This window comes from Paenibacillus sp. J31R120, assembly GCF_056269225.1.
The window spans coordinates 57,138-79,275 of record NZ_JBWDNN010000002.1 but is presented as its reverse complement, the minus strand read 5'-3'; the positions used below and the strand labels follow the sequence as shown (position 1 = coordinate 79,275).

Here is a 22,138-nt window from a genome sequence, read left to right as displayed (position 1 = left end):
GTCAGGCATATTCAGGAACCTGATCAAATTTTGCATATTGACATCTCAACATGAAAGCGTATACTAAACATATGTTTTCAACATAAACTTTTGTTTGTTCGAATTTAGGGGGTGTAAATTGGCTGTTAGTTATGGTGAGGACAAGTCAATCTTGCATGAGACATTGGCATTAACATGGAGGAGATATACATGAATTTTATTTTCTTGCTAACTGGCCTTCTTCTTGTTTTTATTATTGGTTTCTTAGTAAGCAACAATCGCAAAAAAATAAAATACAAACGTGTTCTGATCATGTTAGCCGTACAAATCCTTTTGGTGTACTTCATGATGAACACGAGCATAGGAATCACTGCGATTACAAAAGTGGGCTTGCTTTTTGAAAAGCTGATGAGCATTGCCAATGCGGGCATCCAATTTGTATTTGGAGGCATGGCAAATGAGGGTCAAACTCCGTTTTTCCTTGGCGTGTTAATGCCGCTTGTTTTCATGTCTGTACTAATCGGAATTCTGAATTACATCAAGGTTTTGCCTTTCATCATCAAATATTTAGGCCTGTTCCTTAGCAAAATTACCGGTATGGGCAGACTTGAAAGCTATTTTGCCATATCTACATCTGCGCTTGGACAGCCGGAAGTCTTCTTGACCATTCTCAAGCAAATCCCGCTTCTGTCCAAAGAAAGACTCTACACCATTTGTACATCCGCGATGAGTGCAATAAGCATGGCGATGGTTGGCGCATACGCCAATATGCTGGAGCCTAAATTTGTTGTAACGGCTGTTGTCTTGAATATTTTCAGTGCTCTTATCGTGGCCAATATTATTAACCCCTATGATCTGGATGAGAATGAGGACTTGGTTGAAGTTGAGGAAAAAGAACGGCTTCCTTTCTTCCGAATGGTCGGAGAGAGCGTCACGGATGGTTTTAAAATCGCCATTATTGTTGGCGCCATGCTGCTAGGATTTATCTCCCTAATGGAAATGGTGAATGTGATTTTCCAAAGCACATTGCACATCTCATTCGATACGGTTATTGGTTATATCTTCGCGCCAATAGCTTTCCTGATGGGTGTTCCATGGTCAGAAGCGGTACAAGCTGGCGGCATTATGGCGACCAAGCTGATTACGAATGAATTTGTAGCGATGTTGAGTTTTGGCAATATGACAGGTGAATTCTCATCCAGGACGGTTGCTATTGTATCTGTCTATCTGGTTAGCTTCGCTAACTTCGGAACGCTCGGCATTATTTCCGGCTCCATCAAAGCGATTAGCGACAAGCAAGGAGATCATGTTGCGAAGTTTGCTCTTAAATTGCTGCTGGGCTCAACGTTGGCTTCTGTTATTTCAGGCACCATGATAGGTCTAGTCATGTAAATAAAACTTAGAGGTGAAAGATAATGACATCAAGAAAAATTATTTTGGATTGTGACCCCGGACATGATGACGCCATTGCGATTATTTTAGCTGCTGCTCAGCCGCAGTTGGAGATATTAGCGATTACAACGGTTTCCGGAAATGCAGAAATCGATAAAACGACTCAAAATGCGCTGAAGGTTTGTGATTTGATTTCATTAAATAAGGTCATTGTCTCGAAAGGGGCAAGCGAGCCTATGGTTCGGTTACGCGAAACGGCGCCCGGCATTCATGGCGATTCCGGCTTGGACGGTCCTGAGCTACCTGAACCTTCCCGCAGCTGGAGCGAGGAACATGGCGTCGACACCATTATCAGACTTGTGAAAGAGTCCACAGAGCCTGTAACCCTGCTTCCGACAGGACCATTAACCAATATTGCCTTAGCTTTAACGAAAGCTCCGGAAATTAAAAGCAATATTGAAGAGATTGTCCTTATGGGCGGCGGTACTTTCGGCAACTGGACGCCAACAGCTGAATTTAACATTTGGGCTGATCCAGAGGCCGCAAGAAAAGTTTTTGAAAGCGGTATTCCAACTGTAGTGATGGGTCTGGATATTACGCATCAAGCTCTAGCAACCAAAGAAGTGATCGAAGAAGTCAATGGAATCGATAACCGTGTTGCTAAAATTGTCGGCGAGCTATTAGTATTTTTCACCTCCACATACAAGGAAATGTTCGATTTTGACGGAGCGCCGGTACACGATGTATTGACTGTAGCCTATCTTGTTGCACCAGAATTGTTCAAAATGAAAGATGTGAATATTGTCGTGGAAACAAAAGGTGAATACACAGCAGGAACAACATTAGTTGATCTGCATGGGGTTACGGGCAGAGAAGTGAATGCGAAGTTTGGCCTGGAGCTTGATGTAGACGGTTTCTGGAAACTAATGATTGACGCACTTAAAACCTATTAAATCTAATCATCAAGAAAATAGATAGAGCAATTCAAGAGCGTGCTTACACGGATCATGCCCACAGTGGCTCCATGTAAGCACGCTGAATCTGTAGGAGTTGAAACCATGAAAAGACCTAACATAGTTGTTGTTGGCAGTTTAAATATGGATATCGCAGTTGAGGCGGAGCGTGCCCCACTTATGGGAGAGACGCTTATGGGAAATGGCGTCCATTTCATTCCTGGCGGGAAAGGCGCCAATCAAGCCGTGGCCGCTGCCAGGCTTGGCGCTCGCACCACAATGATCGGTGCGGTGGGCAGTGACAGCTTTGGAGCAGAGCTTCAGAATTCTCTGGAGAAAAGCGGAGTCGACGTTGTCGGGATCAAAACGGCAGAAGGCATTTCGACTGGCATTGCCACTATACTTCTCGCACAAGGAGATAATCAGATTGTGGTGGTCCCAGGTGCTAATGCCTACTGTCTCCCTGCAGACGTGTACCAGCATGAAGCCCTCCTTGCAAAAGCTGATGTGGTGCTTCTGCAACTAGAGATCCCTCTGAAGACAGTAATTGCCGCGGCAGAAGTCGCCAAGCAACATGGCCGAACGGTTATTTTAAATCCAGGCCCAGCCAGGGACTTGCCGGAAGAGCTATTGAAGAACACGGACTACATTACCCCGAATCGTTCGGAGCTCGGCTTGTTAACAGGAATGGATACATCGGGGGAGCAGTGGAAAGAAGCAACGAAACGTTTGTTGGAAATGGGTCCACGTCATATCATCACTACATTAGGTTCGCAAGGTTCGGGCTATATGAACCCGGATATGCAGATAACGGCCATCCCGGCATACCGGGTTCCCGTCATCGATACGACCGGAGCAGGGGATTGCTTCAATGGCGGATTGGCTTACGCATTAGCCGCAGGAGGTAACCTGGACAGCGCCGTTCGCTTTGCAACCAAGGCTTCCGCTCTAGCGGTCACCAAATTCGGCGCCCAAGCCGGTATGCCCTCGCTTGAAAAAGTGGAGACGTTCGACTGGACAGCCGTATATGCATGACGATAAATGATGGTACAGATAGTATGAGGAAGCAGCTTCTTCATTATTAATAAAAAGCCCAGCAGCTATATTAGCTGCTGGGCTTCTCATAGCGAAAAATCAGTAACGCCCTTTTTAGAGGCATATTTCAACGTATAAGTTCCATCTTCTATTCCATATGGCATCGTAGCTATTTTTATCCGCGTATAATCAAGCCTGCTTTCTCTCAACACTCTTTTGATTAAGGCTATGCTCCGCTCTTCTTCCGTCACGATACAAAATAGATTAAGCATATACTTTTTCGGGTCGGACATGCACTTCCCCATATCGAAGCCATCAACAGAGCCTAACTCAGCATCCGCCAGAGAGGCCTCCAAATATTCCATGACTTTATCCTTTAACCAATGGTCACGCTCGCTGCCTTTGGCACTTTTCAGAGGGTACTGCACGACTAGCCAGAACTTTTCACTCACTCCGATTCACCAGCCTATAGACACGTAATTTATATTGCACAAAAAGCGTATGGGCCTTGGACTTACTTCATTTATTATAACAAAGTTTTTTCAAATGGGATGTTTTTCTAATAATAGCAATACCACCTTTAGGGATATTCCCTATCTGATGTGAGCCGATTGCAGCAATCTCACCGCCGAATGTTACCTCGTTTTCGGATACCCCGGCTTCTGCTGTAGTTACAGTTGAGAATAATGGTTTGTCAGAGCGGTTGAGATAATCGTTTCATACCCGTTGTTGTATTAGTATCATGGTGTTGTTTATGATAAAAGAACTAAGGACAGTCGGCAACCCACAACATATAAGAATTCACAACCACATGAGGTTGTCGAATTACGTTTAACCAAACGAATGTGTTTCAATAATAAATGATGATGACGGATAACGATGTTCCGTATAGGAGGAGCAATCATGGCAGAAACCCTGTTAGTGGTAGAGGATGAGCGAAAAATTGCAAGGCTGCTGCAAATCGAGCTGGAAAGCGAAGGCTACCAGGTACGAGTAGCATTGGACGGCACAGCGGGCTGGACGGCATTCCTCGAAGGGGGCATTGATCTGATCTTGCTGGACGTTATGCTTCCCGGCATTAGCGGGATCGAGCTGTTGCGGCGCATTCGCTCCGCTGATGCCGATACGCCTGTCTTGCTGCTGACGGCCAAAAGCGCAGTCGAGGACAAGGTATCCGGTCTCGATCTTGGAGCAAACGATTACATCACGAAGCCCTTCGAAATCGAAGAGCTGTTCGCGCGCATTCGCACCGCTTTGCGTCTGGCTGCGCGTACGGAACAGCAGTCGCCTCCCGAAGAGTGGCTGACGGCTGACGATTTAAAGGTTAATTTACAATCGAGGGAAGTCATGCGAGGCGGAAAAGAACTGGACCTTACGCAACGGGAATTTGATCTGCTTGCGTATTTGCTTCGCAATAAGCGGCTTGTGCTGAACCGCGATCAGATTTTAGCTGAAGTGTGGGGATATGATTACGCCGGGAATACGAACGTCGTGGATGTCTATATCCGGTATGTCCGCAAAAAAGTAGACGAGGGCTACGGGAAAGAGCTTATTCATACCGTTAGAGGAATCGGCTATGTCCTGAAGGAAACGCCATGAAGCTGAGCAGCAAAATTCATTTATACTCCTCTGTCCTGTTCGCCTCGCTGCTTCTGGCGGCCAACATAACGGTTTATTTTGTTTTTTATTCGCTAACGATTAAGCAGGAGCTGCATGCCTTAGCAGCCGAATCGGAACAAGCGGCCGAAGCCATCCGCGTTTCTAATAACCCGCTCGCGACAGAGGAGCTTCTTCGGGCTTATGTACCAGTGTCGGGCATGATCAGACTTGCGCAAGAAATGCCTAGCGGCGGAGTCGGATTGCTCGTGACTTCTTCATCCGAAACGGCGCTAAGCGAGCAACAATCAGCCTATTCTCCTCAGCGAATCGTAGAGAAGGTCCAGATCGGCCAGAGGGACTACGGTTACGCCTCCATCCCCATTATTGCTGCAGACGGCGCGGTTGCGAATGTACAAATAACGAAAAGCATGGCTGAGTTGACTCAGTTACTAGCTATGCTACGGCTGGTGCTCATTGTTGTATCCATTGCTGTTATTATTATTGTTCTTCTATCCAGCGGCTTGCTAAGCCGGTTAATTATGCGTCCGATTGGCGCCATGACCCGAACGATGAAGGAGATTGCCCGCAGCGGTAAGTTCGTTCGTCTAGAGCAGCATGAGAAGTCCAAGGATGAGCTTGCGCAAATGGGCGAGACATTTAATGAAATGATCGGTTTGCTGGAGAACAGCTTTCACAAGCAAGAGCAATTCGTATCGAATGCTTCGCATGAACTGAAGACGCCGCTGACCATTATCGAAAGCTATGCCCGTCTGCTGCAGCGAAGGGGGCTGGAGAGGCCGGAGTTATTCGAGGAATCCGTCGAAGCGATCCGGTCGGAAGCGGTGCGAATGAAAGGAATGACCGAGCAGCTGCTGTTGCTTGCCACCCCGAACCGTCATCAGGAGCATGAACGAAGCGTGATCGAATTGCTGCCGGAGGTTGAACAAGCAGCAGCCGGATTTCGGCGCGCATACAAAAGAGACATTGACGTTCAAGCCTCTGCTGAACCGGTATATGCTTATACGAATGCAGATCAGTTGAAGCAGCTCCTGTTTATTTTGCTCGATAATGCCAGGAAATATAGTAAGGACCGAATCGATATTGAGCTTGAACGAGACAGCCGCCATAGCCTCATTCGGATAAAAGACCGCGGGATCGGCATTCCAGCCGCAGAATTGCCGCATGTATTCGAACGATTTTATCGGGTGGACCCGTCGCGCAGCAGAGATCAGAATTCCGAGGGCGGAACGGGCCTGGGCTTGTCCCTGGCCCAAGAAATCAGCCGGGCGATCGGAGCGGACATTGTGCTGACCAGTGAAGAAGGCAAAGGGACGACGGCTACCCTTCTTTTGCCCCTGCCCCAGCAAGAGTAACGATTCTCATGAAATTGTAATGAACAGCGGTTATTGTAGGTAAGGCAGATGCGGAAGTGAGGGATGATGATGGGAAAACGGACCGTAAGAACGGTGATTGCGCTCCTTGCACTCGCTTTGATTATATTAGGGGGTATCCTGCTTTTTGCGAATTCGCGATCAAGCGGCGATAAGCTGTTGTCCCAAGAGGAAGCCGAGAAAACAATACTCGAGCAGTATGATGGCAATATCGTTCATACAACCGTAGAGGGGCATGCCTATGTTGTGCAATTGCGGTCAGACAAAGGCCTATATGAGCTGACGATAGACAGAGCCACTGCCGCTATTGAGGCTATCCGCCAGATTAAGCTGTTCACGGAGACTCCCGGCAAGCCTGCGGAGACGCCAACACCATCGGAGACGGCCAAGCCAAGCCAGTCACCGCCGCCGGAGAAATCGCCAAATCCGTCCGTATTGTTAGAAGAAGCCGACGCCATCAACATTGCGCTGGAGAAAGTTAGCGGCACGCTGAAAGAAGTAGAGCTGGAGCAAGAAGGCGGCAAATGGTATTACTTTGTAGAGCTTGAGACAAAAGACGGCCGTGAAGCAACCGTGCAATTGCACGCTGGTTCCGGCAAGGTCCAATCGGTAACATGGGATGACGACGATGATGAGGACGATTCGGATTAGTTTATCATCAAATTCTAATGTGGCTGTAATTTCACTCTTAGAAAGCATGTGTAAAGTAATAAGTGTGAGATGAGCAAGCCATTACGAAAGGATGATAAGAATGAAGAAAAAAGGATTAATTGTGGCCATCGTCGCTTTTGCAGTCATTGGAGGCACCAGCGCTGCCTTCGCATCGGGAGCCGTACCGTACATTGGAAAGGATAAAGCTGCAAAGGCAGCGCTGAAAGAAGTGCCTGGTACCGTTACTGAGCTTGATTTGGAGCATAGGAATGGCAAGGCCTATTATGAGGTTGAAGTGCAAAAGAAAGACAGCCGCGAGGATACGGATGTATACATTGATGCCAATTCAGGAAAAGTGCTGGCCGTCCATGATGATCGGGATGACGATCGGGATGACGATCGCAAGAAACCGTCCGTGACTGCGAAGCCGGATGCGAGCACAAATAGCGGAAGTACAGAGAATGCTGCTGCTGGCGCAAAAGTGATCACAAAAGAACGGGCAATCGAGCTGGCCCAACAAGCGGTTAAGGGCGAAGTGATTAAAGTGGAGAAAGAACGGGATGACGGCATTCAGAAGTATGAAGTGAAGCTTAGAACAAGCGAAGGCACAGCCGAAGTAGAGCTTCATGCGGCGACTGGCAAAGTCCTTTCAATTGATTATGACCGCTATGATGACGACGATCATGATGACGATGATGACTACTACGAGGATGACAGTCGTGATCGGAAGTAAATGAGTGAATTCAGGCATAGAACAGCCCAGTCCATATGAGGACTGGGCTGTTCGGGATATTCCCCTTCATTCAGTAACCGTGCATTCAGGAGTACCATTTAGCGCGATTTCGACGATGCCATCCACCGCTCGGATGTCGAATTTCAGAACTTGGCCCGTGTCTGGCGCTTGGACAAGTCCAGTTTCGAGAGAGATTTTGAGGTCCCGGAGCGGACAATAAATATAATGTCCGCTCACGATCGCTTCAGCCAGAGTCCCGCCTTTGGCATGCGGCGTTCGATTCTCAAGCGCGTAAAGATTCCCGTCCGTCGTTCGAAATACGGCAATCTGACCATTGCCCATTTGCACTTCCCGACCCAATCCGACTGGGAAGTCTTCGATCGGACCTATGGAAGCGAATGTCGCCTTGTCGGTTTGAAGCATGGTATCTCCTCCTCTTATAACTGTGGATGAATCGGATGATAAAGCTTTTGGCGGATCTCTTCATTTTCGAGCACTTCCTGCCAAGGATCGCGCAAGTCTTCAAGCGCTTGGCTCAACCGGCCACTCAGGCTTACCCGTCCGATCCGATCTTCTACAACTGCTTTCCGCACGTTGTCCAGGCCGATACGTTCCACAAAATCTGAAGTGCGTTCCGCATAATTAGCGTTTTCGCGATAGTATTGAATGAACGCGTCGCAAATATCGACTAGTTCTTCATCCGATTTCACCTTGCAAAAAGGATCCGCAGCTCTTAATTTGATACCGCCGTTACCGCCTACGAAGATCTCCCAGCCCCCGTCGTTGCCTACGATCCCAATGTCTTTCGTCCCCGATTCGGCACAGTTCCGCGGACACCCGTTTACGGCCATTTTGAATTTTGCTGGCATCCATAAGCGTTCATAACGATGTTCGAGTTCGATTCCGAGGCCGATCGAATCTTGGGTGCCGAAGCGGCAAAATTGAGATCCCACACAGGTTTTGACGGTACGAAGCGATTTGGCGTAGCCGTATCCCGAGGGCATGCCAAGATCGGCCCAGATGGCAGGCAAATCCTCTTTCTTTACGCCAAGCAGGTCCAAACGCTGTCCACCCGTCACCTTCACCATTTTCACATCGTATTTGTCCGCCACGTTGGCGATCTTTCGCAATTCGTCAGGCGAAGTCACGCCACCGTACATTCGCGGAATGACGCTGAACGTGCCGTCCTTCTGGATATTGCCGTGCAGACGCTCATTCACAAAACGCGAATCCTTCTCGTCTTCATGTTCCTCTGGCCAAATCATGCCAAGGTAATAGTTCAGCGCGGGACGGCACTTCGAACAGCCTTCCGGTTCATTCCATCCCAAGACGTTCATGACTTCACGGACATGCGTCAAATGCTTCTCTCGAATAGATGCAACAATTTCGTCGCGTGTAAGCGGTGTGCATACGCAGATGCCGGGCTTCTTGGCCGCCGACTTGTCGTATCCATCTCCAAGAGCGTATTGCAACAATTGTTCTACTAGCGGCCTGCAGCCTCCGCAAGATCGGGTCGCTCCGGTACATACTTTGATCTGTTCCACCGAATCCCAGCCTTCTTCCCGGATCCCTCGAACGATAACCCCTTTCGTCACACCGTTGCAGCCACATACGATTTCTTCGTCCGCCATCGTTTCAACGGCTGAAGCTTTCGCTGTCCCTCCGCAGCATTCTCCGCCGCCGAACAGTTGCTTGTATAGGTCATCCGTCATCTCCTTGCCTTCCCGGATGCAGCGGGTTAGAATGGCGGAGTCGTTCACATCGCCGTAAAGAACGGCACCAACGATCTTATTGCCTTCGAGAAGCACCTTTTTATAGATGCCTTTCCAGTCGTCGTGAATGCGTAAAACGCGATGTGTCTCCGTCTCTGCATATACACCTGCCGAAAAAACGTCCACACCTGAAATCTTCAGCTTTGTCGAGACCGAAGAACCTATATATGGAGCCGTTTCAGCCTCAGCCAACTTTTTCGCAAGTATCGTTCCCTGCTCATACAACGGGGCCACAAGACCGTAGCAGACGCCGCGATGTTCGCAGCATTCCCCGACCGCATAAACATCCGGGATGCTGGTTTGCATGTAATCGTCTACTTTGATGCCGCGCGCAACCTCGATACCGCTAGCCTTCGCCAGTTCAGTGTTCGGTACGATGCCGGCCGCCATCACCACCAAATCAGCCGCCAGCTTGGTGCCGTCCTCGAACTTAAGACCGGTAACCCGGGAATCACCTGTTAGTTCTACCGTTTTCTTGCCCATCGCGAACTTGATCCCTTGCCGTTCCAGTTCTGTCTTGAGCATGGCAGACGATGCGGGATCCAACTGACGCTCCATCAAAGTATCGAACAAATGAACGACCGTCGTATCCATTCCGAGCTGCACCAACCCCTTTGCCGCTTCCAGGCCGAGTAAACCGCCGCCGATTACGGTTGCTCTCTTGAATAGCTTCGACGCATCGATCATGGTGTTGCAGTCGGCAATATCTCTGAAACCGATGACTCCTTCCTTATCCGCACCCGGAACGGGCAGTACGAACGGTACGGAACCGGTAGCTAATATCAACACCTCATATTCGGCCGACTCTCCTGCATCCGTGTACACACGTTTGGCAACAGAATCGATTCGAACGATTTTCTTGCCCGTGTGCAGCGTGATTCCGTACTCTTCATACCAGCTGAGATCGTTCATAATGATGTCGTTTACCGTTTTACTGCCTTCTAGCACATAGGACAGTTGAATGCGGTTATAGTTGGGGTAGGGTTCTGAACCGTATACCGTAATATCAAACGCTCTTGTTAGCTTTAGTATTTGTTCTAACGTGCCAATGCCGGCCATTCCGTTCCCGATGAGAACTAGTTTTTTCTTTTTTTCGCGATTCGTCACGTTCATTCGCCTCCACTATGGGACTCTAACGTTATATTAACGGACGGACGAAGACATGGATGTGAAGATTGTCACACTAGAATAAATACATAACTCCTCGAGCTTCAATATAGCCATCTCAAGCTCTATTCCCTACAAGCCCCCGCTAGATGAAGCTCATCCCTAAAATAACGAGGGATATGGCAGGATAAGAGAAAACATTGTCGAACAACTTATGGGGTTGGGATATTTTATTCATTGACATTCATGGCACTAGGACCAAGGGAGAGGAACGGCTTCATGTTAAAACTTAAGAATCGTCTGGCTGTAAAATTATCCATCAGTATTCTGGCGCTGCTCATCATTTTGTCAGCCACTCTCATCTACATGCAAATCCAAAACATCAAGAAGGCTAGCAACGAAACGATCGGCAGCTTCAGTATTCACATAGCCGAAGCATACGCGCAACGATTCGACTTGGATGCCTACAAACAATTTTTAAATGATCCGCAAGAAAACGATTTGTATTGGGGCATCCGCGAAGAGATGGATCAATTCCGCTCCCAGATTGGCGCACAGTATGTATACACGTTTACGATTGACGACAAAAGACAGCCTATCCTGCTTATCGACGGACAACCTAAGGAATCGGATGCCGCCTCACCAATCGGGGAAATCACCGACGTGCCCGAAGCATCTATTAGCGCGTTGCTGAACGGGGAATCTTCGAAGAGCGATGTGATCCGCAACCTCGTGTACGGAGATTATATATCTTCATATGCGCCTCTTCACGATACGGACGGAACGATGATCGGAGTGTTAGGCATCGATACTAATGTGTCCGTTGCAGCCACGATTCATCGGGAGATCATGAAAAACAGCAACCCGTTATTTATTTTGATGGGATGTTTAACCTTGCTGATTTTTGTTCTGATTGCGTGGTTCATGTTCAGAGCTCTGCGACCGCTGCGTCTTATCGTAGGCGGTGCAGAAGCCATTGCTCAAGGCGATCTCGCGGAAGCGAAGGCGATTCTGCTCACCACAAGTGTGAAGTCCAGCGATGAAATCGGACAGGCGCATTCCGCAATGAACAAAATGCTGGAGCGGCTGGGAGCCACCCTCGGTGATGTCCTTGGCAATATTGCTGTAACGACAGATGATCTCGTCCATTCTACCGAGCGATTCAGCTTGGAGGTAAACCAACTGGTCTCCTTGAACCAGCAGCTCGAGCATTCCATTACAGAACTGGCGAACGGAGCGCAGCATCAACGTATAGCAGCTGAAGAAAGTGCAAAATCCATGGAGGAAATTATTGTTTCCATCCAGCGAGTGTCCGAAGCCTCCGCCGATGTATCCAACGCTTCCGGTGAAGCATTGGATACGGTCGAAGACGGACGCAGCTCCATCAACGGATTGAAGGAGCAAGTCGCTTTAATGTCTCAGGTTGTCAACCAGACAACAACCTCCGTACAAGCGCTGAATACTTACATGGTGGAAATTGAGCCTGTTCTTCATTCGATTTCCAGCATTGCTGACCTCACCAAGCTGCTTGCGCTTAATGCTTCTATTGAAGCCGCGCGAGCAGGCGAGCATGGCTCAGGCTTTGCTGTCGTTGCCGGTGAAGTACGCAAGCTAGCGGAAGCCTCCTCGGTTTCCGCAGCGCATATTACCTCGCTGTTGCAGCAAATCCAGCAGGAATCCTCGCAGATCGGATCGTGGATGCTGAAAGAAAGCGATGAAATGGCTAAAAGCACAGAGCTGTTCAACCAAGTGGAATTGCTGTTCAACCATACGGCTGATCGGTTTTTGATCGTGAACGAACAAATTCAGGATATTTCAGCCGCTGCCCAAGAGATATCCGCCGGCTCCGAGGAAATCGCCGCATCGGTTGAGCAAATCTCGCAAATCTCCATAACTGCTGCGGAAAATGCGGTAGCCGTCCAATCGATGTCAGCCAATCAGCTAAAAGCCACGAAACGTATAGCCGATACGAGCAAGCAGCTTGAGACCAGGACAACCGGCTTAGAAGAAGCGGTATCGAAATTCAAGCTATAGTCATCTTGTAATAAAGGCAAAAATCCACAACCTTACGCGGTTGTGGATTTTACATTTGACGGGGGCGAAGCGTGGGTTTGTAAACCGCAATTCTCCAAAATCCACGCATGATCGCTTCCTGCGATAGCGAAGCTAACTTCTACCATGCTACCACCGAGAAACCGGAATAGTAGAGGAAGTCGGCATGGAGCCCGGCTTCCTCATTGATTTCATGTGACCCGTTGAAACTAGGAATTGCGAGAGAGTCGACAGCCAATCGAATCGGACCTAACATCCCTCCGTCGGCTGCTACTTGCGCTTGATGCAATTGATAAAAGATAGGATTCATAACAAAACCTCCAGAGACCGAACCTGAACTAAAAGAAAATGAGAATTATTCTCAATTAAATATAGACAATTAGCGGAACTCTGTCCAGTTTACTTTCCTTTGGGATTTAAAGCGCAGATGAAGATTGACATATAGCCGATAGCGATTATTTAATCGAAAGAATTCGTGTATTGACAATTGGGAAATAACTTATCATACTAAATATATACATTTGTTTAATAAGTGTAGGGCAGTTATGATCATCCTCATAATTTATTGATAATGATTATTATTGTCGAAGTCAATACATACACTACTACGCTGATGCAATCTTAGAAGCCGCAAATTCAAGATCGATTATTATAATGAGGTGAGTACCTAATGACGGAGAACCTGGAACTTTATGATGTAACTTTTATTGGCGGCGGCCCTGCGGGGTTATATGGCGCTTTTTACAGCGGAATGCGCGAAATGAAGACAAAAATAATCGACGCCCAGAGCGAGCTGGGGGGCACGATGTTATTTTTTCTGGATAAGATGGTGTGGGATGTTGGAGGAATACCCGCTCTTACGGGCCGGGAGTTGACTGATCAACTGGTTCGTCAGGCCCGCACATTTGACCCGGCGATTGCATTGAGTCAGGAAATTGAAGGACTAGAGCGCCTCGATGACGGCACCTTTATGCTGACCTCCACTGCCGGCGACCGGCACTGGACCAAGACGGTTATTATGGCGATTGGATACGGCGGCCTGCGAAAAGTGAGGAAGCTGGAAATCGAAGGGGCGGAGCGTTATGAACGCTCAAACTTGTATTACACCGTAAAAAACCTCGAGGAATTCCGGGAGAAAAGAGTCTTGATCTCCGGCGGAGGCGATTCGGCTGTAGATTGGGCCAATGAATTGGAGCCGATTGCCGCCAGCGTGACAGTTGTCAACCGGACGGATAAGTTCAAGGGACTTGAACGCAGCATTTCACGAATGAAAGCTTCTGCTGCCGTTCGCACTCACTATCAAATAGAGAGGCTTCATAGTGAAGACGGCCAGACAATCGATAAGGTCACGATCTGCCACGTAGAAACAGGACAGCGCGAGCAGTTGGACATAGATGTGCTTATCGTCAGCCACGGCGCTACTTATGAATATGGCAAGCTCAGAGATTGGGGGCTAGGTATCGGAAAGGACATTCTTACCGTCACCGATAAAATGGAATCGCAAATGCCCGGTATATTCGCCGCTGGCGATTTTGTAAGCTACGGAGGGAAAGTGAAGTTGATTACCGGAGCATTCAACGATGTTGTGCTTGCCGTCAACAGCGCCAAACAATACATGGATCCGCAAGCGGCAAAAATGGCCCGAATCTCTACCGAAAACGTCCGTTTTGATGAATTGAACAAGCAGTTCGTCAATAACTAGCAGTTGAATCGTATAGTACGACCGCCTTATTGCTATTACTCTCTCCAAAATGATTCATACTAAAATCTCATGTCAACTATTCGTCTATAATTTTTCCGCCACAAGAAAGCCCAGACCTCATGCGGTCTGGGCTTTCTTCGCGGAGGCGAAGGGTCTCGCCTCCTACAAAATACTGAAGTCCATTCACTCAACTATCAGATAATCAATACACGGGGAAATTATATATCCAATACAACTGTTCTTATAAATAAATGCGGAAGGGGGCTGCCTTCAGTCTGACTTTATAATCCCTATTTATTAAATGAATTCCGCTTTTTGAAGAAATCGCTGAATGATTGCTGCGGTTTCTGCTCTCGTAATATTTTGCAGAGGATGCAGTTCGCCTTTGTATCCACTGATAACGCCGATTTCAATGGTTAACGCTGCAGCTTGACGAGCCCAAGAGGCCAATTGTTCGCTATCTGCGAAATTGTTGACTAGTTCTTGCTGCTTTGTATTGTCTATCTCCTTATTCAGCTTCACAAGCATCATTGCCCTGGATAGAATCACCATTGCTTCCTGTCTTGTAATCTTCTCATTAGGTTTGAAGGAACCATCGCTATATCCATCGATCAGCCCATAAGAGTATCCGATCTGAACTGCTTGATAATACCATGCTTTCTCCGTTATATCCTGGAAATGTAACGTCTTGTTAGCTGAGCTTAAGCCTAATGCTCTGATCAAAATAGCCATAAACTCTGCGCGCATAATTTCGCTATCCGGTAAAAACCGCTGCTCGTCTGCTCCATTAATGACTAGTCTTGATGCCAGGTCATTGATGCTTGATTTGGCCCAATGAGTGGATACATCATTAAAGGATTTCTCATTTTTGATTAGTCCATAGATGCTGTTGCTCATGCTGTTGAGGACAGCATAATAGCGACCGTCTTCTTGTATGATCCTAGTCGGAATATGAATGAGCGTTCCATCAGAGGTTATCTTTACTCCCGTCATGATACGATTCAGGTTTAACCCTTCTGGTATCGCAATACGCCTCTCGATATAAGTATCGAATTGGTTCAGCTCAATTTCTTGGCTACCATAAACACCTTTTACAGAGAAGCTTACGGGTGGAGCGACAAGTGTGACTTGTCCGTTGCCAGAATCCTTGAACACAAATGCCGAATTAGAAAGAATACTCAACTCTAGCTTGATCTTCATATCCTTCAAAGGGATATTAGCTCCTAATTGATTGCGCCATTTATCAACAGAGACCTGATCTAATGGAAGACTATACATTGCATTTTCCGTAACTACTTGAATGATCGCGTTGCTATTGTCAAAGCTTTGTAGGAGTGCTGCATTCAGTTCCCAATTGACAATATCTGATTTATTGCGAACCGCTATTATAATAACCGGATTATTGCCTGCTTCCTTCAACAAACCTTTTAGCTGCTCTTCTTCCAGGATGACCGTTGTTACCTTTTTTCCATCCGTTGTAGTGACGACAGCTTTGGTCGCATTTTCTGACTTATTACCTAAAATAAGTAAAACTTCTGAGGTTGATGTGCTTTCTGTGGTTCCGGAACCTCCGCTGCTACCTGGACTACCGCTATTGTTTTTTTTGATTTTGAAGTTTACCGTCGCTTCATTCCCTGCTGCATCCGTTACGACTAGCGTGTATGCACCTTCAGTAACTATTTCAGTGCCGCTAGTAAATGCTACCGTATTCAACTTCGCTGTTCCTTCGGTGAATACAGGAGTTGCACTCTTGTACACTCCGCCCTCAGATACTCCAGTAACGGTAGGCGGAGTCGTGTCGATCGTGAAGTTTACCGTCGTTTCATTCCCTACTGCATCCGTTACGACCAGCGTGTATGCACCTTCAGTAACTATTTCAGTGCCGCTAGTAAATGCTACCGTATTCAACTTCGCTGTTCCTTCGGTGAAAACAGGAGTTGCTTTCTGATATACCTCACCTTCGGTTACCCCTGACACGTTAGGTGGGGTCGTATCGATCGTGAAGTTTACCGTCGTTTCATTCCCTACTGCATCCGTTACGACTAGCGTGTATGCACCTTCAGTAACTATTTCAGTGCCGCTAGTAAATGCTATAGTATTCAACTTCGCTGTTCCTTCCGTGAATACAGGAGTTGCACTCTTGTACACTCCGCCCTCAGATACTCCAGTAACGGTAGGCGGGGTCGTATCGATCGTGAATCTTATCGTCGCTTCATTCCCTGCTGCATCCGTTACGACTAGCGTGTATGCACCTTCAGTAACTATTTCAGTGCCGCTAGTAAATGCTACCGTATTCAACTTCGCTGTTCCTTCCGTGAAAACAGGAGTTGCTTTCTGATATACCTCTCCTTCGGTTACCCCTGAAACGGTAGGCGGGGTCGTATCGATCGTGAAGTTTACCGTCGTTTCATTCCCTGCTGCATCCGTTACGACTAGCGTGTATGCACCTTCAGTAACTATTTCAGTGCCGCTAGTAAATGCTATAGTATTCAACTTCGCTGTTCCTTCCGTGAATACAGGAGTTGCTTTCTGATATACCTCACCTTCGGTTACCCCTGAAACGGCAGGCGGAGTCGTGTCGATCGTGAAGTTTACCGTCGTTTCATTCCCTACTGCATCCGTTACGACCAGTGTGTATGCACCTTCAGTTCCAATTACAGTACCGCTAGTAAATGCTACTGTATTCAACTTCGCTGTTCCTTCGGTGAATACGGGAGTTACTGACTTATAGACCCCACCCTCTGTTACTCCCGTAACCGTTGGTCCGACATTATCGATCTCAAATTTAACCGTTGTCACATTGCCTGCTGCATCCGTTACAACCAGCGTGTACACGCCATCTTGATCAATCTTTGTACCTGTATTAAAAGCAACACCATTCAACGTCGCTGTTCCTTCGTTGAATCCGGGAGTTACCGACTTATAAATTCCACCCTCCGTTACTCCCGTAACAGTAGGTGCTACTGTGTCGATCGTGAAGCTAATGGTCGTCACATTCCCTGCTGCATCCGTTACAACCAGCGTGTACACGCCATCTTGATCAATCTTTGTACCTGTAGTAAAAGCAGCCCCATTCAAAGTCGCTGTTCCTTCATTAAAACTGACGGTCACTTCTTCTTTATAACTCTCACCGTTCGTTACTCCTGTAACTCTAGGCGCTGTCTTGTCGACCTCAAAGTTTATCGTTGTTACGTTACCTGCCTCATCCGTTACAATCAGGGTATACATGCCATCTAGAGCAACCTGTGCACCACTGACAAAAACAGCCCCGTTTAAAGTCGCTGTTCCTTCGTTAAAGGTAATCGTTTTGTTTGTGTTGTATATTCCACCGTTTGCAACTCCCAACACGATAGGTAACGTCGTATCAACCCTGAAGCTCACCGTCGCATCATTGCCTGCCAGATCGGTAACGGACAGCGTATACGCTCCATCCTGTGTAATCGTTGTACCACTGGAATAAGGGTTTCCATTGAGCAATCCGCTGCCTTCACTAAATAGAGGCGTAACTGTGCTGTTATATACTTTGCCATCCACTACATTCGTAATAACAGGAGCGGTCGTATCTACTGTAATCGTACTGCTAATAACAGAACTGCTCGAATTTCCGACTTTATCTCGATATTGTACATATACGGTCTTAGCTCCCTCGCCAGCGGAAAGGACCCATGACCTCCCGTTCAGGTCAGCGATACTGAACCAACTGGTCTGCCAACTGCCGTTAATATTGGAGAGACGCACCTGCTCAACTCCTGAGCCGCTTCCATCCGAATAGGTTCCTTTCAAAGTGACCGTCGCTGATTTCGTCCATGAGGCACCATCATTAATGATCAGTGTACCTGTTGGTGCTGTCTGATCTAATAGAATGGTCTGAGAAGAATTGGCGGAGAACGCATTATTGGAATCCCTCAACTGCATATAGATGGTCTTCGACCCATCTCCTCCAGTCAGACTGAATGTTGCAGAATTGCTGAAAGGCAGCCAAGATGCCGCCGATAAATTAGCAACGCTATTCGCAAATCTCATATGGGTAACACTATCACCTGCATCAGGATCTGATCCTGTTACGGATAGATTGACTGTGCTGGCGTTCGTTGCTGTTCCCTCCACAATTGTGAAAGAGCCCGTAGGGGGGGTATTAACATTAACCGGCCCAGTCTCATAAGTAACGACTAGTTTTGGGCGGTATGCAGCATTTGAAGCTTCTAAGGAATACAATAAGAATCTCCCGCTGTCTGCATCTGCTTCATTTCCGTTAAGTATAAAAGTTACTATGCGATCAGAACCATCCGTAAAGGCATCGACAGCGCTCTTAACGTTAAGTGTAATCGTTTGATTCTGAAGATAAGTGCCCATCGGCACTTCCGCAGTGCTTTTCGCCGTAAATTTATCTGAATAAGGGCTGTCCGTATCTACAGAGGGGAAGATACCCATGTCCAATCTATTCGCGGCAGAGCCCCTTGCCTCCATGTACAAAGTGTGATTTGGGACTCTTAATACAGTAGCAACCGTCACGACCAGCTCTGCTGATACAATGGTCCCTTCTGGAGCACCTAGATTGTAAGAAGCAGCCATTCTATTGCGCACGTTGACGAAGCCATCATTATTGCTCATGCCGACATAGAGATAACCATCGCCGTCATTATCATAGATACCGTTATATTCCGGTTGACCATCTAATTGCATTGTATCCGCAGTTGCTGTATAGGTCTTTGTAACTGTGCCTCCTGCTGCTTCAGCTCTTGGTACCAACCCGGGTGTAATCAGCGTGAATACCATAACAATAGTCATTAATAGAATTAGAATTCTTTCTTTCATTGTTTCTCCCCATTTCATCGTAAGGTATCGCCCATACCAAAAGGCAATGCTGCCCGAAACTGTAAAAGGCAGAGCCTCCCCCATTCTCTTCAGAACATCATAAGTCAAATCCTAAGAAGTTGTAGTCCTACTAAAGATGTACATCGCTAATTTATTTAATCCATACGAAAACCTTTTCTAACTTGGAGCAGGCCATTCATGAATATGTTTCGTTTTCCGGGAAACGGTTGTAGCATAAAGATTTCTCTCTATTCGTGTCTACCTGTCTGGGGAATGAGCATGCTTCACGACCCGCAATGCACCTCGGACTTGTTATATTTAGAATAGAGAGGGGCCTTAAACCCCCACCTAAATACTTATATTCTATAAATTCCCACATTATTAGACAAATTCCTGCTTTACTAAGCACCAACTACTATGCAGCGATTGTTTTCTCATAGACTTTAACATCATCCATACTAAACTGCTCCGTCAAAAACATTTTCTTCGCGTCTCTCGCTAAATAAACACCCTGGGAGCTCTTCTCCACAGGCTCTAAATTATTTAAAATGCAATAGAAGCCTCATGTCTCTCGAGCATCGTCAAGACAGCTTACGTACACCCTACGCCATCAAAAAATTTCGCGGTTTCACTAACCTCAAACGCATACGAAAACGCAAAAAAGCGACCTAACATGGTCACTTTTTCCATAATTTAGTGGAGGTGAGGAGTGTTGCCCCCCATTATATACAGAAGATCCCCTAAGGCTTTTTTTCGGGGTTTTCCATTTCAGAAAACTATAGTCCTCTCAGAAGCAAAGCTTCCGATCTAACAAGTTCCGCTATCTGCCTTCATTTTCTTCATACCATCCATCCGCACACGACGCCAAATTCGAATCAATAGATCTAGCAAATAATACACAAACCACAAGCTCAGCATGGCGGACAAGAAAATGAGTCCTAAGGCCAGATCATAGGGATACCCATAAAAGGCTGCAGGAGATGGCCGCATAGTAACAAGTAACACCCACAGGGAGGATGCAAATAGGCCATACACCATCATACCTAGAATAGCCCGCCACAGCTTTTGGGTAGAAATCTTCTTCCTGTAAAGTCTGTGTACCATCAGGATCAACAGAATCATACTGACTGCAACAAGCAGCCACGCTATATATCCAAACAACTTTCCCAATGTCAACGAAGCTTCCGGAGCGACTGGATCATATCCAATTAAAATGCTCGCAATATCTTCGATCATTTGCTGTTTAATTCCAGGATGAAACTCACCTAACAATAAAGCAAAACCCAAATCATATTCAGGAATAAACAGAATAGCCGTCGCAGATCCGATGCCGTCGCCTGTTTTGTAATAGATATCGGTATGATGAAGCTGCTTGACCTCAAGACCTCCCACGGTGTAGTAGGCTGTATTCTTCTCTGTAGGGACTCCCTTTGTTTTCAGGCTCTCAAGCGATGTAAAAGCTTGCTCGAAAGGATTCGAAAACTCTAATAGAAAAGCAAGATATTTGCCCAAATCCTCAATCGTGCTGTACGCTCCCCCATCTGGATCCTGGCTTCTGCCGAAAGATTCATACGAACGCTCCAAGTGCCTCGTTGTACCAAAGAACCAGGTGTATTCTTTTGCTATACGCTCTTGATCGATCTTTCCCAGGTCTTGTCCATAGACGGTATCCATCATCTCTAGCGGCTTAAATATATGCTCTTTCATATAATCGTAGTAGCTCATTCCTGTGACATACTCTATCACGAGCCCCAGCGCATCAAAGCAGCCATTGCAGTAGTTGCCTATCGTTCCAGGCGGCTTAGTGAGTTGAAGATTATTCATTAAGCGAACAAATTGTTCGGTGGATTCCTTCGCTTGATTACTTTTAAAGGTCAGAGCATCCGTCTCGAAAGAACCTATCCCGCCTGCAGCATGAATAAGTAAATCCCTAACGGTGACTGGGTTGAATCTCTCTTGATTTTGAAATTGGAACCACGGGATATAGGTTTTAACCGGCTTATTGATATCCAATAAGCCCTCATTGTTCAGCTTCAATATTGCCGTCGCTGTTAATGACTTGGTAACAGAAGCAATGGAATATAGTGTTTGGGAAGAAGGCTTATTCCCTCTTTTCAGATCAGCGACACCAAACCCTTCTGACTTCATTAGTCCGGATTGATCGAAAATGCCAATTACTCCGCCCACAACCTCATTTTTAAGTAATTCATTTCTTGTATACTCCACCGCTTGTTCAAGCTTCGTTGAATCTGGATGTTGGGAGTCCTTGCTAGAATTAACTGTCGCATGGGCAACTGGGCAACCGAGCAATACGACAACCAATATCATACTTACTATACGGAAGTACATCAGGCGAACCCTCCACGTTCAGGTGTCTTCAGATGATGACGCTTGGCCCGATATACGGCTACCGAACACGCTACTGCGATCCCCAGCACAATCATCAAGTCATTAAGCAAAAAGCGAATGATCTCTTCAGCCGCTCCAAGCAATATTCGATTTGAAATGGTGATAAAACATACCGAATGAGCTATTGACGGCCGTGGAAATGTCCTTGACCGATGTATGGACATACCCCTTTCTCATAAATAGCTTGATTGCAACTCCCAGCAATTCTTCTTTTCTCTCTTCGGGTTGTTTAACGATTCTTGCCACCTAAGATCGCCTCCTGACAGAGCGTTGCTCTGTAAGTATTTTGAATCATGAAAGTTGTTTTGTAAACAAATTTTTGCCATTAATGGTTTCTGATTCTAATAATCATTCCCTGCGCGCGGAATGACGCCGGGGTTTCCATAGATTGTTGAGATTTTTGCAAACTCTTTTTTTCTACGAGTTGGACACCATGGAACACTTTGTTCAATGTATGGCTGAATATCATCGATTAATGATTTAACCGCATGTCGATGTACGTTTAACCCAACTAATGTGTTTTAATAATAAATGATGATGACGGATAA

16 protein-coding genes are annotated in these 22,138 nt (G+C 46.8%); 9 read left to right on the top strand and 7 right to left on the bottom strand.

Annotated features, from left to right (window positions below; translation table 11 throughout):
* Nucleotides 1–189 precede the first annotated feature (189 nt).
* The 3 genes from AC0YNW_RS06970 (at nucleotide 190) to rbsK (ending at nucleotide 3,359) form a co-directional block, all read left to right on the top strand.
* Nucleotides 190–1,371, top strand: a complete 1,182-nt coding sequence (locus AC0YNW_RS06970; RefSeq protein WP_387477774.1) for a NupC/NupG family nucleoside CNT transporter — start codon at nucleotides 190–192, stop codon at nucleotides 1,369–1,371.
* Nucleotides 1,372–1,394: 23 nt separating this feature from the next.
* The gene (locus AC0YNW_RS06965; protein WP_475831323.1) at nucleotides 1,395–2,324 is read left to right on the top strand and encodes a nucleoside hydrolase; all 930 of its coding nucleotides are present in this window, start codon (nucleotides 1,395–1,397) and stop codon (nucleotides 2,322–2,324) included.
* Nucleotides 2,325–2,429: 105 nt separating this feature from the next.
* A complete protein-coding gene (rbsK, locus tag AC0YNW_RS06960) occupies nucleotides 2,430–3,359 on the top strand; it encodes a ribokinase (protein ID WP_475831322.1) in 930 nt (309 codons plus the stop codon).
* Nucleotides 3,360–3,445: 86 nt separating this feature from the next.
* Here the strand turns inward: rbsK and AC0YNW_RS06955 are convergent, their stop codons facing one another.
* Nucleotides 3,446–3,811 carry a hypothetical protein gene (locus tag AC0YNW_RS06955; protein WP_475831321.1) on the bottom strand — a complete coding sequence of 122 codons (366 nt, stop codon included), beginning with the start codon at nucleotides 3,809–3,811 and terminating at the stop codon, nucleotides 3,446–3,448.
* Between the two features lie 451 nt (nucleotides 3,812–4,262).
* Here AC0YNW_RS06955 and AC0YNW_RS06950 point away from each other — a divergent pair, with 451 nt between their 5' ends.
* From AC0YNW_RS06950 to AC0YNW_RS06935, 4 genes are all read left to right on the top strand, one after another.
* On the top strand, nucleotides 4,263–4,958 hold the full coding sequence (locus AC0YNW_RS06950) for a response regulator transcription factor (protein ID WP_387477765.1): 696 nt from the start codon (nucleotides 4,263–4,265) through the stop codon (nucleotides 4,956–4,958).
* Complete coding sequence (locus tag AC0YNW_RS06945) at nucleotides 4,955–6,331, top strand: HAMP domain-containing sensor histidine kinase (protein WP_475831320.1); 1,377 nt, start codon at nucleotides 4,955–4,957, stop codon at nucleotides 6,329–6,331. Before AC0YNW_RS06950 ends, AC0YNW_RS06945 begins: the two co-directional genes overlap by 4 nt.
* Nucleotides 6,332–6,394: 63 nt before the next feature.
* Nucleotides 6,395–7,000, top strand: a complete 606-nt coding sequence (locus AC0YNW_RS06940) for a PepSY domain-containing protein (RefSeq protein ID WP_475831319.1) — start codon at nucleotides 6,395–6,397, stop codon at nucleotides 6,998–7,000.
* Nucleotides 7,001–7,100: 100 nt separating this feature from the next.
* A complete protein-coding gene (locus AC0YNW_RS06935) occupies nucleotides 7,101–7,733 on the top strand; it encodes a PepSY domain-containing protein (RefSeq protein WP_475831318.1) in 633 nt (210 codons plus the stop codon).
* Nucleotides 7,734–7,799: 66 nt separating this feature from the next.
* Here the strand turns inward: AC0YNW_RS06935 and nirD are convergent, their stop codons facing one another.
* Both nirD and nirB read right to left on the bottom strand, forming a co-directional pair.
* Complete coding sequence (nirD, locus tag AC0YNW_RS06930; RefSeq protein ID WP_475831317.1) at nucleotides 7,800–8,156, bottom strand: nitrite reductase small subunit NirD; 357 nt, start codon at nucleotides 8,154–8,156, stop codon at nucleotides 7,800–7,802.
* Between the two features lie 14 nt (nucleotides 8,157–8,170).
* Entirely contained in the window at nucleotides 8,171–10,612 is a 2,442-nt protein-coding gene (gene nirB, locus AC0YNW_RS06925; RefSeq protein ID WP_475831316.1) for a nitrite reductase large subunit NirB, read from the bottom strand.
* 279 nt (nucleotides 10,613–10,891) lie between these two features.
* On the opposite strand from nirB, the gene AC0YNW_RS06920 reads away from it, so the two are divergent.
* Nucleotides 10,892–12,646, top strand: a complete 1,755-nt coding sequence (locus AC0YNW_RS06920; RefSeq protein WP_475831315.1) for a methyl-accepting chemotaxis protein — start codon at nucleotides 10,892–10,894, stop codon at nucleotides 12,644–12,646.
* A gap of 139 nt (nucleotides 12,647–12,785) precedes the next feature.
* On the opposite strand, the gene AC0YNW_RS06915 is transcribed toward AC0YNW_RS06920, so the two are convergent.
* Nucleotides 12,786–12,974, bottom strand: coding sequence for a hypothetical protein (locus tag AC0YNW_RS06915; protein ID WP_475831314.1), 189 nt, complete (start codon nucleotides 12,972–12,974; stop codon nucleotides 12,786–12,788).
* Between the two features lie 360 nt (nucleotides 12,975–13,334).
* Here AC0YNW_RS06915 and AC0YNW_RS06910 point away from each other — a divergent pair, with 360 nt between their 5' ends.
* The gene (locus tag AC0YNW_RS06910) at nucleotides 13,335–14,366 is read left to right on the top strand and encodes an NAD(P)/FAD-dependent oxidoreductase (RefSeq protein WP_475831313.1); all 1,032 of its coding nucleotides are present in this window, start codon (nucleotides 13,335–13,337) and stop codon (nucleotides 14,364–14,366) included.
* Between the two features lie 297 nt (nucleotides 14,367–14,663).
* Here the strand turns inward: AC0YNW_RS06910 and AC0YNW_RS06905 are convergent, their stop codons facing one another.
* From AC0YNW_RS06905 to AC0YNW_RS06895, 3 genes are all read right to left on the bottom strand, one after another.
* Entirely contained in the window at nucleotides 14,664–19,199 is a 4,536-nt protein-coding gene (locus AC0YNW_RS06905) for an S-layer homology domain-containing protein (RefSeq protein ID WP_475831312.1), read from the bottom strand.
* A gap of 789 nt (nucleotides 19,200–19,988) precedes the next feature.
* Entirely contained in the window at nucleotides 19,989–21,530 is a 1,542-nt protein-coding gene (locus AC0YNW_RS06900; protein ID WP_475831311.1) for a serine hydrolase domain-containing protein, read from the bottom strand.
* Nucleotides 21,531–21,656: 126 nt separating this feature from the next.
* Nucleotides 21,657–21,836, bottom strand: a complete 180-nt coding sequence (locus AC0YNW_RS06895) for a TetR/AcrR family transcriptional regulator (RefSeq protein ID WP_475831310.1) — start codon at nucleotides 21,834–21,836, stop codon at nucleotides 21,657–21,659.
* Nucleotides 21,837–22,138: the final 302 nt, after the last annotated feature.